This is a genomic window from Paenibacillus ihumii, assembly GCF_001403875.1.
GTDB classification, from domain to species: Bacteria; Bacillota; Bacilli; order Paenibacillales; family Paenibacillaceae; genus Fontibacillus; species Fontibacillus ihumii.
Map to the genome: position 1 here is coordinate 3,455,949 of NZ_LN884299.1, position 16,099 is coordinate 3,472,047.

Sequence of the window (16,099 nt, forward strand, 5' to 3'; positions counted from 1 at the left end):
TTTGGTTTTGACTCAGCTTTTATCAATTAGCGCCTTCAATCTATTTGGAGGGGTCGCCTATTTAGCTCCGCTACGGCGACATAGTACAAAAAAGGCTCGATATACTGCTCATCCCTAGCTGACTGAACAAGTCGAACTGGAATCAGTTGCAGCGGATTTGAAGACACGCCAGTAAGCCCGTCGTCCGGTGAGAGACAGCGGGCTGTGCTATACATATCTTTTACGATTCACTTTTTCCTTCACTTTTCCTTCGTCATGCGGAATTTTGATTCTCTTTGCTGTAACGAAACGTAATCTCGGCAATGGTAAAAGAATCTCCCGGCTCGAGCGGATAGTCTTTATAAGGCGCAAGCAGCTCGCCATTTAATTTGGTTCCGTTTCTGGAGCCTAGATCCTTGATGCTGCAGCCAGTCTCCCGGATCATGAGCTCAACATGGGCCCGGGACACCCCAGCCTCCTTCTCTACATACTGGGCCAAATCCTCGGAACGGCCGATTATAAAGCTTCCTTTGGAGAGAGGTATTCGTTCAGGACCAACACCCGAACGGGGCAATTTCTCCAAATAGTTAACGCTGCCGCCCTGTAAATGCCCTGGCGGCGATAAATTCTTCAATAATACGGTGGCAGAGGCTGCCGGAATCGGAAATACCGCGGGTGGATCAGCTTCAACAGAGGGGCTGCGCATCTCGGATCCCTGCGTTTGAATGGATTCAGAGAATCCAGGTAAAGGTTTCGGAGAAGGGGATAAAGCTGGAGAGGTCGCATTCCATCTCCATTTTTCCTCATAGCGGTGCAGCTTGCCGCGATCTGTAAGGTCGTGTTCTTGTTGCCTCACCTCTATGCTATCGCTTGCTTTGTCGTCAAATTGAAGCCCCCCTTCCCCGTTACCTCTGCCTCTAAACAAATTAACCGGATCAAAGTTCCTGCTATTTATAAATATTGCAATAATTACGACTACCAAGGATGATCCCGTACCCACATACAGCCCTACATCAGATGGCCTATCCAAATAGATGAATTTCCAAATCAATGCAACCAGCAATACCGTGCCTATCCATATATAGGCTGGTTTGATTTCCGTACGTCCTCCTGCCTTCCCCTCCTTGAATCTAACTTCTTCGGCCTCTTCTCCTACTGTCAAAGCCTCCACGTAAAGGCTAGCAGAGTCCGGCCACTCATTTAACCGGCCACGGTTTGAGCTTCGGTTTTCGCCTCGACCGAGGCTTCGGTCTGGATTTCGGTCTGAGATTCGGTGGGGGCCTTTGTCTGGGATTGCTCCTGAACTTCGGCTTAGATTTAGGCCAGATTTCTGAGCGGCGAGCGCAGCAGAGTGCGTGCTTCTGAAACTTTGCTGCATCGATACCTCAGGAGGTGCTAGTTCTCGCTCTCTCCCGATATCTCTGATGGGTATAATTGATCCTTGCAGCTCCACGCTGGGGTCAGGATCTTCGACAAGCAGTAAGGATGTCAACAGGTTTTTTAGCCCGCTAACCGAAAACCGCTCTCCCCCGCATAAGCTGATGATTTTCTGAATTCCGTTCCCTTCCATATCCGTGACCCTGGTCATCAGGCGATTGACGAGGTTCAGCATTGCCTGGGCTACAGAATGCTCCTGTGATATATGAAGCATAGGCACATAGGCCAAATACATTTTGCCGCTGGACAACTGCTCTTCGACAAAGATATGATCTGCGTCCAGCAGATGATTATCGGCAGAGAGCATGTATTCCTTGCTATTGTCGAGCACCTTAGCGATTTGCAGCAGCAGGCTGTAAAATTCCGTCATGGTCATCCAGTCGCTTTTCAAGCATTGGGTCAGCATTCTCTTCCCTGTAATTTCATAATGAAATGTTACGTTAGAATTAATCTCCCTGACATCCAGACGCAGCAGATTGGGAATCGAAACCGAGCCGAGCATGTTTCTCTGAACCTCGTTCAACTGATCGGCATGCAATCCCCCCTCCGTGTCAATCACCATATATGCCCCGCCGTTTCTGACAAAATCGGTCTTAATCCCCTTCAATGAAGCACACTCCCTTGCCGCTAAAAATAATAAACCGCCAGGATGGCGCCAGGCAGTACAGCCAGCATAAATGGAAAGGTCAGCGGCTTGTCCTGCGCTGCAAGAGATTGAATTGGACTGATGCTCCTCAGCAGGATGACCCCAAGCACACTGCGCAGTATACCGCCAAGCCGCCTCACCGCTTCCCTTCTGAATATCAAAATCAAGACTCCGATGCATCCGGCAGCCAGAATCGAATACATCAACACGGATAGCGTTAAAGGTACGCCGACCCAGGCTCCGATTCCGGCGAACAGCTTCACGTCCCCGCCGCCGACGGCTCGCACCGCATACAATGCCGCCATCACGCCAAAGCCCACCGCAGCGCCTTTCACGGCAAAAATTAAACCAGCTGCCCCACTGGCGATCCCATGATAGATTATGCCGAAAACCGTGCCGGAAATTGTAATCGCGTTGGGAATTTTCATCGTGCGAACATCGGTAATGAATGCAGCGGCAAGAAGTATAAAGCAGCCCCAAATTTCTACAGGCATAACAGCTCTCCTTCGCAACTATTTATTCGGGCTCTCGACCATGAACTCCGCCGATGTACGCAGCCCGTCCTCCGTCTCGACCACGAAAGTCCAGGTTCCGGGCGTCGTATTCCCCCCGACAAGCCAATGCCATTCCACGATGCCGTTGTCATCCGCGGCAGCCTCGCCGAGGAACTTCGCTTGGCTTACTCCGCTCTTGTAGTACACCGTCAGCTTCACAATCGCACCCGGCTCGACCTGTGCGCTGACACGCGCTTTGCGTCCGGCATATGCCGGGTCTGGCTTTGCCAGAATCACCGGGGCGCGTCCCTCAGCCTGCTCATCATTTCCCCCGGCCTCCAGCTCTCCGGTATCCCCAACCCACAGCCGTTCCTGAGCCCTTGCTTGCAGCACGATTTTTCGATTGCTGAAAGGCACTTTGATCGGCAGTTCATAGCTTAACTCGATGCCGAAATACGGATTCTTTCCCGTTTTCAGATCGGGCACCGTAATCCGGCTCACATGCAGCCGCCGCTCGCTAAGCAGCGTATCCTGCAGAAAAGGCTTCAATAGCGGCTTCACTACAGGATCAAGAGCAGCTTCAAGCATGCTGTTCTTCAGATCATTCAGCGGCTCCTCCCCCTTGACCGCCGCATCCATAGTCCAGCGGGATAAAGGTTCGGGAAGCGTATCAGCATATTCCCCCGCCCACTCCGACAACGACAGCTTGGGCATGCTCCAATCAAAGACGCTCCCTTGCCCCCGGACATCATCGTCTTCGCCATCCCCGCCGCTTTCGCTCATCTGCCGCGAATGCTTCTCCATGGCCAGAGCAGCAGGATAAATATGAGCGGACACCTGCCGAACCGCATTCGAGGCAGCACTGTTCATCTGTACGGAATAGACGGTCATCTGGACCATGTATATGAAGAAGAACATCACGATAATGAAAATAGGCAATACGAGCGAAGCCTCCAATACGATGCTTCCCCGGGAGGCTCCGGCTGAAGCCTCAATATGAATAATGCGCTTGCTTGACGGCATAATATCGGCTTCCTTCCACTCGTCCATGGATAACGCCAGCGCTTCCAATGGCTTTGGCCACGCCCGGCAGGAACCATAATGGCAAAGCTGCGGTCACTTCTCCCTTGATATAAGTAGCGCGTTCATCGGGATTAATCCCCGTTTTAAGCCGGATGACCGACAGCATCCGGGAGAGACGCTGCTCGCTGCCTCCATGCATCAATAAAAATAACCGAAGATGATCCCTATAAGTTAATTCGATTTTCAAAAAGGCGCTAAGCTGTATGCTGCCCTTCTGACAGAGCAGCACCATATCCTTGATCGCCTCGACAGCTCCGTACAGCAGAGCAGAAGCCAGAATTAACAGCGGATTGACCTTGTCCGCATTCTTGATAAGCCCTTCCATCGTCCGAATCGCCAGACGCATGGCGAAGATTTCGCCATAGGCCGCTGCAACGTTTCCTGCCGGATTATGAAAGCCGTACAGGATGTACTCCACCTCCTGCCGCTGGGGGGCAAATTGCTCTGCCATCGCCTCCGGCTTGTCCGAGCCGCCTTCCATAAGCTCCTTAAGCGTGCTGACGTCGAAAAAATCAAAATAACTGACGATATACTCCGTCTGATAGCCGTTATCGGTCATCCTGGACAGCATATCGGATAGAGACGCATATAAGGCATCCATCCCGCCCATGGCCTGCTCCCCCGTCTCATAAGGATCGGTATTGCGCCCCCATAACTCTCTCCCCGCTTCAGCGGAACGCTCCTCATTCAAGCTGCGATTTCCTTCAAAATAAGCCTTCAGCAGATCAAACTGCTTCTGATGCTCTCCCATCCTGCTCTTCAGCTCCTCGATCTGCCGCAGCAGATTGGACGCTTTCTTCAGCTCGGCGGCAGCCTGCTTCTCCGTCTGCTTGCGCTCTGCATCGCTGGAACGATGGGACTCCAGCGCGTCCTGAATTCGCTGCAGCGCATTGCCGCTCCCGGCATCGGCATACGTCCGTAAATAGCGATCAATTTCGCGGCAGGCCTGAAGCGTCTCAGACTTGAAGCCGCCGACGCTTTCTGCTCCTCCATAGGAAGAACTGGACAGCAGGGCGCTAACGGCTTGATGTGCTCTATTGAAGTCCGATTCCTGGGTTTCGATCACAGCTGCAATGTCCGCAAGGAGCGATTCCTGGAGCAATAAGGATTCGCTTCTAGCACGAATTCCGGCGATTTCCCCCTCGCCGGATGGTGCTTCGTCTCCCCCGGTGCTCAGTCCCCGGGATACCGAATCATATCCTTGCTGAGCCGGCCTGTTCTCGGATTCCTTAATCACCTGGAGCATTTGATCGTTGATTATCTGCACCTCCTCAAGCAAAGCCCTAGCTGCCGGAAGCTGCCGGGCATGCTGCCCTTCCGCTTCCTGATCGGCTTTCGAAAGGGCGCTGAAGGCCATCTCAGTATCATGCTGGTAATCCGCCAGCAGCCTGGCATACATCCGCTCGCTCGCCTCTCTTTGCCGATCCTCCTCCGCTTTGGCCAAGTAATCGTTGTATTGGGACGCCGCATCGGATATCAAGTGAATACGCCCCCCCAGCGGGCTGTCAGGAATGTATGAATAGCCCGTGCGGTTTAGCCGCTCCGCATAGCCCTTTGCCGAGGATGCGGCCTGCCTCTGCGCAGATAGCAGCTGATCCAGCTTATCCTCGCGTTCGTCATACAATCTCTGAAGCTTGCCCAGCAAATCCACCGTATTGGAGGCTTCCTTCATGACCTGCGACATCGGCTTGAATTTATTGACTACCCCGATTGCAAAATCAATCGGGGCCTTATACTTCATCTCCTCCCGAATTTGCTGGTTGAAAACGGCATAGCTGCCCAAGGGACGGAGCAATTCTACGGAGGAGGAATCCAGCCGAGCTCCCATGATGGGGAGATCATCGCTTCGCATCGCCAAGTCAAAATGATCCTGAAGCACCTTGGCCATTAAATAATTTTCGTCCGTCTCGCCAAAGGCGAACAAACCATACTTTCTATACAGTACCTTATCGTATGCGGATAATACCGATCGGGACGCCGCATGTGCGAGCGCTTCGGTCCTTGCCTGCAGCGCCGACATCCTGGCAAAATCGATAAAAACAGCTACAAAAGCAAAGACAGCCGCAAAAATTACGATCAGAAATACGGTCACAGCCCCTTTCTCTGAACGGCGCTCGTCAAACATAAGAACCTCCCTCGCTAAAAATGGCCTTACTTCGCAAATAATTTCAGCGCATTCCTCGCCTCGTCCCGATGGACATGCTCCCTCCCGGTTCCCTTGAACCTTGCTCCATAATAACGGACAAGCTCTACAGTTCGGATCCATTCTACCGGCTCCACAACATAGGAAGAGGAATGTCCTGATTGCATGACGTCCCCGATCACGGCTTCAAGAAGAGCAAGGGAAACATGACGGTTTAAAGAAACGGAAACTTTACGAAACAGCAGCCTGTTGTCATAAATCATTTGCCCTTCCATTTCGGCCGGAATAGAACCGCCCGTATTACTAAGCTTCTTTAGAGGCAGAGTGCTCCTGGCCTCCTCCACGCTTTGGCTTGGCAGCTCAAGCACGGCCGAGGAATTCCCGCCGAGCCCGCCAAAGAGAATCTGCAGCATGCCATCATCATGCATTCGCCAGTAAAGCGAATCATGCCGCCCCTCCTCATAAGCCCCCGTCCTTGGTTCACGGTGGCTGTTATCCCAGACATAGGCGCTGCGTTCGGCCGCTACGGCTGCCGTATGCCCCAGCACGGCATTTTGGTATAAATACATGCAAAAGAACATCAGCAGCAGAATTGCAAAGAATATGACCGGAAATACGAGCGAGGCTTCCATCGTAAAATTCCCATCCTTATTTCGAAGCAGGCTCACTACTCCCCGCCTTCCATGAATGAGTCGGTTTTCTTGCCGGCCTTGGAGAGCAAGTTTTCAATGATCGCCTTCAGCTCCTTGCGGAATACGACCGCGATAATAACGATGACCGCGACGATCAAAATCATTTCGAGCATCCCCAGCCCTTCCTCGTTCCGCCACAGCTCTCCCATTCTTCCGCGCAATACCTTCAACATCCATATCCCTCCTCGATTTAATAAAAGCCTACAAGTCCATAATCATGAATGCCGGAGTCCCCACTAAAACGACAATAATCAAAAACAGCAGCACCATCGGAAACACCAGCTTGGAGGACGCCTGCTCCCCCAAAGTTTTGCCGACCGCCTTTCGTCTCTCCCATAGCGTATGGGACAGATCGCGAAGCGCCAGTACAAAATCGCTGCCGCCCCGGCGATAATTCAATAGAACCGCCGTGGTAAATGCGGACACCTCCTGCATGCCGCAGCGTTTGCTAAAGCCCTCCATAGCCTGGGCAAAAGAGTATCCCCCTTCGCACTCCCGCTGCATCTGGAACAGCTCGCGATACAATGGATGACCCTCTTGTCCGCGCTTTCGTTCCAGACATTGCTTGATCGCCTGCTGAACGGTTGAGCCTGCTCCAACAAGCAGCACGATCTTATTCAGCAGCTCCGGCAGCTCAAGCAAAATCTGCTGCTCTCGCCGCTTAACCTTGCTATTCAGGTCATTGACCAGGGCTAGCGGCAGCAGCACGGCAAGCACTGCCCCAATGAGGAAACCGGTGGATTCGCCCTCCATGCCTAGAGAGATGAAGCAGCCGCCGATAAGCAGCAGAAAGCTGTAAGTTAGCATCTCTGCCAAAAAGAGCATCGTATATTCGCCGCCGCTCTGCTGGCCGTTAATGCGAGTAACCGAGCGCTGAATTTTGAAGAAGAACAGCGGAAGCCTCTGCGATACCTTCACGCGCTCCAGCACATACAGCATAGGTGGAGCAAGTCTCTGCAGCCGTATGCCCTCCATTTCCATCCTCTCAGCGCCAGGGTACTGGTTCGAGGCTTTGCGGTACAGCAGAGTCCATACCAGGAGCAGAGCGAGCGCCAAAATCCCCCACAGCAGCGCCATTTCACATTCCTCCCTATACCCGGATATCCATGATTCTCATCATGATCCAGGAGCACAAAGCAAACAGTAGAAGGGCAGCTGCCGAAATGACCAGGCCAGCTCCTTGATGAAGCGGCCGCATATAATCCGGCGAAGTCAAATCCATAAATAACAGGAACAAGACGGGCGAGGCCAGCATCGCCTTCGCTTCAAAGCGCTTCTGGGCAATCATGACGCTGATTTCCTGGCTGATTTCCAGCTTCTCGCTAAGGATAGAGGAGGTTCTTCTCACCACCTCTACTAAATCACCGCCGGATCGCTTACAGGTCGTGAATACATCCGCGAAGTTGCTGATGTCCTCCATGTCGGCCCGCCTGCTGAAATCCTGGAGCGCATCCTCGATCGGCTCGCCGTACTCCATGCGCGTGCATATAATTCCGAGTTCAATCATCAAATCATTCTTGCCGTCAGGATACAGCAGCCTCAAGTCCTGTATCGCTTCGCGAAAGCCGTTCTCCACGGAACGTCCTGCTGCAAGCGATGATGACAGCGAATAGAGCGCCTGCTTAAAGTCCAGGCTCAGCGCTTCCCTTCTCCTGCGCAGAAGGAACCTGCTCCACGGCTTAGGAACAAACGCCGCCGCGCCAGCAAGCAGAAGAGCCAGCAGCCAAGAGTGAAAAAAAATATACCCGACAGCATAAAACAAGGCGCCCCCTGCAGTTAGACAAAGCATGGTTTGCCTTCCCGACAGCACGTAGCTCTGATAATCCGGCAGCCGCTCCGTCCCGCTCGCCGAGGGAGAGCGTCCACGGCTTCGTCGAAGCCCAAATTTCATCATTATCCTCCCCTTGCCTACCATGCCTACTGGTCCAGTGCAATGCCCGCCATGAGCAGCTTATCGTGATTCATCAAGCAGCCCCGCTTCGCCAGTCTCCCTTGAATCCTCCCTTCATGCTCGCCATCTTCATGAAAAACATATAACGGATTCAGCACCACCTCCCCTTCTCGTAAACCGCACACCTCCGCGATTTCTACGACCTTGCGAGAGCGGTCGCGCAGCCTGGATAAATGCACGAAAATATCGATGGCCGAGCTGATTTGCTGGCGCACCACTTGAATGGGCAATTCAGCACCGCCCAGCACCATCGTCTCCAGCCGGCTAATCATGTCCCGCGAACTGTTGGCATGGCCGGTCGATAAGCTTCCATCATGCCCTGTATTCATCGCCTGCAGCATGTCCAAGGCTTCGCTGCCGCGCACCTCGCCAACCACGATCCGATTCGGCCTCATCCGCAGCGAGGTGCGGATTAAATCGCGGACGGAGATTTCCCCCTTCCCCTCCGTATTGGCGTTCCGCGTCTCCAGCGAGACTAAATTCGGCACCGTGGCGATCTGCAGCTCCGCCGAATCTTCTATCGTAATCACCCGCTCGTCCGGCGGAATATATTGTGATAATGCGTTCAAGAAGGTCGTCTTCCCGGAGCCCGTTCCCCCGCTGATAAAAATGTTATATTTCCCTTTGACGAGATTTTGCAGAAGGACAGCCGCCTCCTTACTCAACGAGCCCCATTCAACCAGCTGTTCCATCGTCACGGGCTGCTCGGGGAACTTTCGGATCGTCATCGTGGGCCCCTTCAGCGCGACCGGCGGCAGCACAATATTCACCCGTGATCCGTTCGGAAGCCTTGCATCCACAATCGGAGAGGAATCATTCACGACCCGGTTCACGGTAGAAACGATGTTCTGGATAATATCCTCCAGCTTCTCTCGAGATTCGAAGCGCACATCGAACTGCTGGACCTCGCCATCCCGCTCGATAAAAATTTCCTCATGGCTATTGATCATAATCTCCGTTACCGACCGGTCATCCACAAGAGGCTGGAGCACGTCGAGACCGCGGAATGAGTCATACAGCCTGCGTACCCACTTCCGCTTCTCGGAAGCCGTCAATCCATGAAGGCCGCTCTCCCCGAGCACGCGGCGTTCGATGTAATCCATCAGCTGTGCGTCCGTTAGCGTTGACGTCATATCCAGCCCGGAGCGAATACTTGCACGCAGCTCTATAAACAACTCCTCAGTCACCCCGCAGCTCCCCCAATTCCAACAGAGTTCCTTCCGCATACAGGCTGCGGCAGAGCCTAAGCATACCCTTCTGAAAAACCGGGGAGTACGGCAATGCCTCATGTGCATCCCCCTGGCTCCAGGCAGGGATATCCGCCAGCGTTATCTCGGCTGCCATGCCTGGCCTTGGCAGCGGATGAGCGGGCTCCCCCGCAGAGCGGTTTACCACAAACAGCGTCTTGCCCATAATCCGCCGGAATTGAGCGGGATCTTCCCGCTCCAGGTGAGACATCCACAATCCATTCTTGCGCATAGCGTTCCCTTCGTCGGCCAGCAGCCAGATCAGCTTGTCGGAACGCTCCAGCACCGTCTTCGTCCGCGCATGAGGATATGAATCAACGTCAATGATTACGGCATCGTAAAACCCGCTATCTGCGATAAAATCGATCAGAACAGCCGTATCCCTGCTCTCCATTTCCAGCATTTCATTGAAATTATCCAGCGGACCGAAGGTATCGGCTCCAAGCTGGGGATGCCTCTGAGCATAAGCCGAAACCGCCTGATTCAAAGGCTCGCCGCGTTCCTCTGCTGCTTTCAAATCATATAGAAGCCGGGCGAGGCCATGCACATGGTTGTTCCCCTCCCGCCAAGAACGAGCCTCGGATAAAATAGCGCTGCCGATCGTCTCCAGATTAAGATAAAATGCCCTGCGGCCTTCTTCGGCAAGCTGCTTTACAAGCTGAGTTGCGACCGTCGTCTTGCCGCATCCGCCTGCCGCGGAATAAACTCCGACGACAAGCACACGGCCCTCCGAAGACAACCGGATTGCAGCGCCTCCCCGCACATATTCCAGCACGGCGGATAGAAGCAGCGGCAGCGGTTGATATTTGGGGATGCTCTGCCCGGAGCTGCTCCCCTCCCCGCCCTCGTCAAGACGAATATAGGGAACCTGAACCTGGGGCCTCCCTCCGCAGCCCAGCCACGCCTCCAGAAATATATTCTCTGCCAGCACGACATCGGCAGAGAGCCGGCTCGACTCCATATGCCGCACGAAGGCATCCTCACGGCTAAATGCCGTGACGGTGAAACGGCGGTCAAACTCGCTATGGCGGACAAAATGCAAAAAAGGCTCAATATAATGCTCATCCTTAACGGCCAAAATCAGCCGGACCGGAACCACGCTTAACCCCCACCTCCTAAGAACGCCAAAAAAGCACCGCCCAATAACCGTTGTACGGTTGTTGGACGGTGCTTCCGCCGTTCATTCCTGAAATTTACAGTTAGAATAACATAATTTGCAAACTCGCGCAAGGCTTTTTACATTTGATTATTCATCCTGCAAAAAACGCTGCTTATTCTCCTTCGTGGGAACCAGACAGGTCTCATCCTTACCGAACCAGCGATAACGATTGGCGGCAACGAAACGATACACGGCATCCCGGAGGAATCGCGGCACAAGGATAAACCCATAGGCCAGCGGCCAAGGATAACGCAAACCTTTTGCGATGCGAAGCGCTGCGGATGACCGGGTATAGTAAGCGCCGTTCTGATAAAGAACAATCGTATCCTGCCGTCCCAAGTTGAGATGGTCCGGACTGTCCTGCAGTATTCTCTTTCCGGCCTCCGATTGAAGGGAGGCGAACCGAAAGCGGCGCTCCGGGTCGCGCTTAATAATAAATTTTACGGCGCCCTGGCATAGATGGCATACGCCATCGAACAAGACTACGCTTGGCGTCGGCTCTAATCTTCGTGTCATAATCGCTTCACCTCGCTTTAGAACGATTATAACATTCCGCTCCTAATGAAGCTTCCTAATTCTCAGGGCAATCCCCGGCTTGGCCGGCAGCTCGATCATGCTGGTTCCGCTAAGCACACCCTCGACCGGAGTGATAGTCATCTCCCAGGTGTCGATAATTTCCGCCTCGTAGCTGCCTCCCTCATCCAGCTCAGCTGTAAAATATGCCGGCCGGTGAATTCCGAAATACCCCAAATAATATTCTCCTTCTACACCGATCGTCTCCATTTGGCGCATCGTAAACAGCGGCTTGCTTTCCTCCGGCAGCTGTTCTGCAAATAACCGCAGAAAAGCTATCCTCTTGGGGCTGCCCCCCCGGAGTTCGCCGCCCTTGGCCCACCAGATTTCGCCTTCGGGGTGGAGATAAGTCTCGCCATGCCCTGCATAGCCCCCGCGGACGGCCGCCTCCCAGAAGCGGTGGGTCATCTCCTCGGCGGTGATGTTCCCCCAGCGAAACGGGACATTGCCCTCATACAGACATTCATCGATGACGATTGGCTTGCCGTAAGCTTGTTGCCACTCGCGCACCAGAGTAACGTCCCAGTGCTGGATGCTGCAATGCGTAACCCATTCGCGGCTGTGATCGTAGAACACTACGCTGCCTGGTTCATACATTCTCGTACCGTTATGAATCGAGCGAAGATGTCCGAAAGGATCCTCGGCCTGGACAGTTTGAAACAGAGCATCCCACTGCTCCACAGTTTTCTCGGTCATAAAATCATATTCATTGGCCAGGGACCACCATACGTTGCGGAAAGAGGCCAGCCTGGCTATGATATAGCGCAAATAACGTTGATCCGCCTCCGCAGGCATCCGGTCAAAGCCCCACCTTCCTTCGTCATAAGGATGGAATAGTATCAGGTCTGCTTCAATCCCCATTGCAAGCAGCTCATCGATATGCCCTTCCAATCTTCTGAAGAAGGAGGGATTGAATCTCGCAAAATCAAAGCCTTCCTCCGGGCTGCCTTCATACGGAAACTCTACCGGGTCGGTGGCATTGAAGCTGTAATTTTTCGGAAAAACCGTCATGCGCAGCTTATTAAAAGGCGATCTGCCAAGAGAATCTATCGTGCGCCGTCTTACCTCTTCAGGCTGATGAATCCAGGCATAGCAAGTCGTCCCGAATGGATGATATATCGTTCCATCCGCATAGCAGAATAGCCTAGCGTTCTTCACGGTTACATAACCGTGATTATCCGCGGCAGGCGCTGTACATTCGAATGTGCCCGACACGCCATGAAGCTCCGGCACCCTGCTCGCTGTCACATAAGACCAAATCCCAACCTCCTCAGGCATGAACCGCAGCCGATACACCCCGTCCCCATCGTAAAATCCCTTTACCTGAATGGATTGGGAGCCCTTCTTAAAGATTGCGCTCCATACCTCGTCGCTAAAAGGATCGCTTTGCTCCGGAGCCGATATGGCAAGCTCAAATCTGCCCCACTGCTCCACCATAGCTGAAGACGTCTCCCACTGTCCTGAATGCTGCAATTGATAACCTCCCTTGAATCTATGCATTTGTTGCTTTATCCCTTAATTCCGGTCGTGGCAATTCCCTCCACAAAGTACTTCTGCATCGAGAAGAAGAGAACCAGGCTGGGAACCAGGGATAATACAGACATCGCAAACATCGGCCCCCAGGACGATTCACCAGTCGAGTCCATGAACAGCCGCAGCCCAAGCTGAACCGTATAAAGAGCAGAATCATTAAGATACAACAGCTGGCTGAAGAAATCATCCCATGTCCACATAAAAGAGAATAAAGCGGTCGTTACTAAAGCAGGAAAAGCGAGCGGCAGAATCATGCGATAATAAATCTGCACAGGTCCGCAGCCGTCAATCCTTGCCGATTCATCCAATTCCCTGGGCAAGCCCCGAATGAACTGAACCAGCAGGAAAATAAAAAACGTCTCTGTAGCGAGAAACTTTGGGGTAATCAGCGGCAGAAAGCTGTCGACCCAATCCATATTTTTAAACATAATGTACTGCGGGATGGTTTTGACATGCTGCGGCAGCATGATCGTAATCATCATTAAGGTAAACCAGAGCTTCTTCAGGCTGAAATTCAGCCGCCCAAAGGCAAAGGCCGCCATAGAGCAAGAGATCAGATTCCCGATAATAACAAAAACGCATATCAGGATAGAATTCCAAAAATAAATGCCGAAGCCGCGCCCGGCAATCCCTCTCCATCCATCGGCGTAATTGCCGAAGGTGAACTCCTTGGGCCAAAGGCTGAGATCGCTGAATATATATTGGCTTGGCTTCAAGGAGCTCATAAACATCCATATGACGGGGTACATCATCAGCACCCCCAGCAATATAACAAAGCAGTGCTTCAGCAGTACCGAATAATTTTTTCTCGTCCATTCCATTGTTTTATTCTCCTCCATCCCCATAAGTCACCCAGTGCTTCGAGGAAGCGAAGATCACGGCCGTAAATACGCCGATAATTATCAGAAGCACCCAGGCCATCGCGGAAGCATAGCCCATTTCAAAGAATGAGAAGCCTTTAAGGTATAAGTAAAGGGTGTAGAACATCGTCGAATCCAACGGCCCGCCTTTCCCGCCGCTAACGATAAACGCAGGGGTAAACGCCTGAAACGAGCTGATGATTTGCATAATCAGGTTAAATAAGACGATCGGAGACAGCATAGGTATGGTGATGCTGATAAACTGCTTGAATCTGCCTGCGCCGTCGATCTGGGAAGCCTCATAATAGTCCTGCGGTATCTGCTTTAGACCGGCCAGAAATATAATCATGGAGGAGCCGAACTGCCAGACCGACAAAGCGACCAGCGACGATAAAGCGTACTTTGGATTGGACACCCAATCCGGCGCCTGAATGCCGAAGTAATTCAGAAGAAAGCTGTTGACCACACCGTCTCCGCCGAACATCTTGCGCCAAAGAACAGCGATGGCTACGCTCCCTCCCAGCAGTGTTGGAATATAGTAGACCGTTCTATACAGGCCCAGCCCCCGCATGCCCTTGTTCATCAATATCGCTACGAACAGAGCAAAGCCAAGCTTCAGAGGAACGGAGCTGAATACGTAAACGAAGGTTACCTGCAGTGATTTGATATATCGTGGATCATGATTGAACATCGTGTCGTAGTTGGCAAGGCCGACCCATTTAGATGGTGTAAGCAAATCAAAATTGGTGAAGGACAAATACAATGAAGAAATCATCGGTATAAGGGTCAGAACGAGAAAACCGATAAACCAGGGCAATAAAAAAAGATACGCCGTTGCATTACGCTTCCACCACTTTGCTAGCGGGTGGCTGCCGGCCCGGTCGTCTCGACCGGGCGCCGATGGTGTAGCTGCAGCCTGACTCAATAACGCTCATCCTTTCTGCGCTCTATGTCTAGTTTGCTTTATTCACTGCTGCTTCCGCCGCAGATACGACATCCGCCGCGGCTTCTGCCGGCGATTTCGTACCAAACCCTACGGCCATCGCTGCATTATTCAACTGGCCATCGAATTCACTGATGTTCGGAAGCTCGCGGTCCATGGAACTCGCTATGCCTGCGGAGAGATTAAAGTATTCATAAATCTTTTTATCAATTTCGCTGCCTTCGCCGATCAGCATCTCTCTTACCTTCTCCGAGCCCGGAATACCGCGGTCATTCCCGAGAATTTTAGTGGCCTCCAAGTCGTTGACCATAAAATCGATGAACATCGCCGCTTCCTTGGGATGCTTGGACTGCTTGCTGACCGTCATGAACTGGCTCGGTTGAATCCACAGGCCAGAGCGTTTCTCGTCCTGGGCGGCCGGCAGCAGGCTAACACCCAATTCATCCTGCATAGCATTTTGGAAGCCGGACATTTGGTTCGACCACACAAGGGACATCAGCACTTTGCCTTGTACAAGCAGCGAAACATCAGGGCTTGTCTCTGACATGGAGGCCGCTGCTTCAGAGGAAGGAACGATCCCCGCCTCGCGGAAGCGTTTCCACATTTCAAACCAATTTTCTATATCCTCCGCGGCAAAGGCTACCGTACCGTCGCGGTAAAACGTTTTGTCCTGCTGACGCAAAAAGTAGTTCAGATAATGCGGAAAGAAAGATTGATCCGCGAAAGCGTAAACCCCTTTGTCCAATTTCGTCACCGCATCCTTGCCGAATGCCTCAAGCTCTTCCCAGGTCATGTTCTCCTTCGGCGGCTGAATGCCGGCCTTTTCCAGCAGCGACTTATTATAAATCAGCCCCAGCACGTTGGAACCCAGGCTGATTCCGTACTGCTTGCCATCCATGGCTCCTGCTTCAATCACATTCTGATCAAAACTTTCGACATTGATCTCTTGTCCCATATAAGGGGTTAAATCCATTAGGGCATCCTTGGAAACATAGTCTGGATAGTTATTGCCGAGCTGCATCAAATCTGGCGGATTTCCGCCCGCGATTTGCGTAGCCAGTTTATCAAAATATCCGTCATTGCCCATATATTCAGGACTGATCTTGATATGCGGATACTTCTCTTGGAACTTCTCGATGACTTTCAGCGTTGCATCATGCCTGGCCTGAGATCCCCACCACATGATCCGCAGGTTGACCTTCTCCTCGCCAGCACGGTCGGATGGAGATGCAGCACTCGGCTTCCCTACCTTCGCTCCGCCTCCCGAGCAGGCCGTAACGACGAGCAGCAGCAGCACAAGCAAAGCAGTCAGCAGTTTTTTCTGATGTTTCATGTTCAATTTCCCCCATTCTAATTTTT

General features: G+C 52.6%; 15 protein-coding genes. All 15 read right to left on the reverse strand.

Features of this window, described 5'->3' with window-relative positions; genetic code table 11:
- Nucleotides 1–253: 253 nt before the first annotated feature.
- The 15 genes from BN2762_RS22755 to BN2762_RS22825 all read right to left on the reverse strand — a co-directional run bounded on the left by BN2762_RS22755 (nucleotide 254) and on the right by BN2762_RS22825 (nucleotide 16,073).
- Complete coding sequence (locus BN2762_RS22755) at nucleotides 254–2,023, reverse strand: DUF6382 domain-containing protein (protein ID WP_055109119.1); 1,770 nt, start codon at nucleotides 2,021–2,023, stop codon at nucleotides 254–256.
- Between the two features lie 20 nt (nucleotides 2,024–2,043).
- Entirely contained in the window at nucleotides 2,044–2,556 is a 513-nt protein-coding gene (locus BN2762_RS22760) for an A24 family peptidase (protein ID WP_055109120.1), read from the reverse strand.
- Between the two features lie 18 nt (nucleotides 2,557–2,574).
- Nucleotides 2,575–3,606 carry a pilus assembly protein gene (locus BN2762_RS22765; RefSeq protein ID WP_230202573.1) on the reverse strand — a complete coding sequence of 344 codons (1,032 nt, stop codon included), beginning with the start codon at nucleotides 3,604–3,606 and terminating at the stop codon, nucleotides 2,575–2,577.
- The gene (locus tag BN2762_RS22770; RefSeq protein ID WP_055109122.1) at nucleotides 3,548–5,764 is read right to left on the reverse strand and encodes a hypothetical protein; all 2,217 of its coding nucleotides are present in this window, start codon (nucleotides 5,762–5,764) and stop codon (nucleotides 3,548–3,550) included. The genes BN2762_RS22765 and BN2762_RS22770 overlap by 59 nt, the downstream gene beginning before the upstream one ends.
- A 26-nt stretch (nucleotides 5,765–5,790) precedes the next feature.
- On the reverse strand, nucleotides 5,791–6,450 hold the full coding sequence (locus tag BN2762_RS22775; RefSeq protein WP_083485093.1) for a TadE/TadG family type IV pilus assembly protein: 660 nt from the start codon (nucleotides 6,448–6,450) through the stop codon (nucleotides 5,791–5,793).
- Nucleotides 6,450–6,647 carry a Flp1 family type IVb pilin gene (locus tag BN2762_RS22780; RefSeq protein ID WP_055109123.1) on the reverse strand — a complete coding sequence of 66 codons (198 nt, stop codon included), beginning with the start codon at nucleotides 6,645–6,647 and terminating at the stop codon, nucleotides 6,450–6,452. The genes BN2762_RS22775 and BN2762_RS22780 overlap by 1 nt, the downstream gene beginning before the upstream one ends.
- 28 nt (nucleotides 6,648–6,675) lie before the next feature.
- A complete protein-coding gene (locus BN2762_RS22785; protein ID WP_055109124.1) occupies nucleotides 6,676–7,551 on the reverse strand; it encodes a type II secretion system F family protein in 876 nt (291 codons plus the stop codon).
- 13 nt (nucleotides 7,552–7,564) lie between these two features.
- Nucleotides 7,565–8,365 (reverse strand): type II secretion system F family protein, encoded by an 801-nt coding sequence (locus tag BN2762_RS22790; RefSeq protein WP_055109125.1) that lies wholly within the window; start codon nucleotides 8,363–8,365, stop codon nucleotides 7,565–7,567.
- A 26-nt stretch (nucleotides 8,366–8,391) separates the two neighbouring features.
- A complete protein-coding gene (locus tag BN2762_RS22795; RefSeq protein ID WP_055109126.1) occupies nucleotides 8,392–9,612 on the reverse strand; it encodes a TadA family conjugal transfer-associated ATPase in 1,221 nt (406 codons plus the stop codon).
- A complete protein-coding gene (locus BN2762_RS22800) occupies nucleotides 9,605–10,771 on the reverse strand; it encodes a P-loop NTPase family protein (protein WP_074048674.1) in 1,167 nt (388 codons plus the stop codon). Before BN2762_RS22800 ends, BN2762_RS22795 begins: the two co-directional genes overlap by 8 nt.
- Before the next feature lie 147 nt (nucleotides 10,772–10,918).
- Nucleotides 10,919–11,347, reverse strand: a complete 429-nt coding sequence (locus tag BN2762_RS22805; RefSeq protein ID WP_055109128.1) for a thiol-disulfide oxidoreductase DCC family protein — start codon at nucleotides 11,345–11,347, stop codon at nucleotides 10,919–10,921.
- Nucleotides 11,348–11,389: 42 nt separating this feature from the next.
- Nucleotides 11,390–12,877, reverse strand: a complete 1,488-nt coding sequence (locus BN2762_RS22810; RefSeq protein ID WP_316246822.1) for a DUF5605 domain-containing protein — start codon at nucleotides 12,875–12,877, stop codon at nucleotides 11,390–11,392.
- A gap of 35 nt (nucleotides 12,878–12,912) precedes the next feature.
- Entirely contained in the window at nucleotides 12,913–13,758 is an 846-nt protein-coding gene (locus tag BN2762_RS22815; protein ID WP_055109130.1) for a carbohydrate ABC transporter permease, read from the reverse strand.
- Between the two features lie 4 nt (nucleotides 13,759–13,762).
- Nucleotides 13,763–14,722 carry a carbohydrate ABC transporter permease gene (locus BN2762_RS22820; protein ID WP_055109131.1) on the reverse strand — a complete coding sequence of 320 codons (960 nt, stop codon included), beginning with the start codon at nucleotides 14,720–14,722 and terminating at the stop codon, nucleotides 13,763–13,765.
- 28 nt (nucleotides 14,723–14,750) lie between these two features.
- A complete protein-coding gene (locus BN2762_RS22825) occupies nucleotides 14,751–16,073 on the reverse strand; it encodes an ABC transporter substrate-binding protein (protein ID WP_055109132.1) in 1,323 nt (440 codons plus the stop codon).
- Between the last annotated feature and the right edge of the window lie 26 nt (nucleotides 16,074–16,099).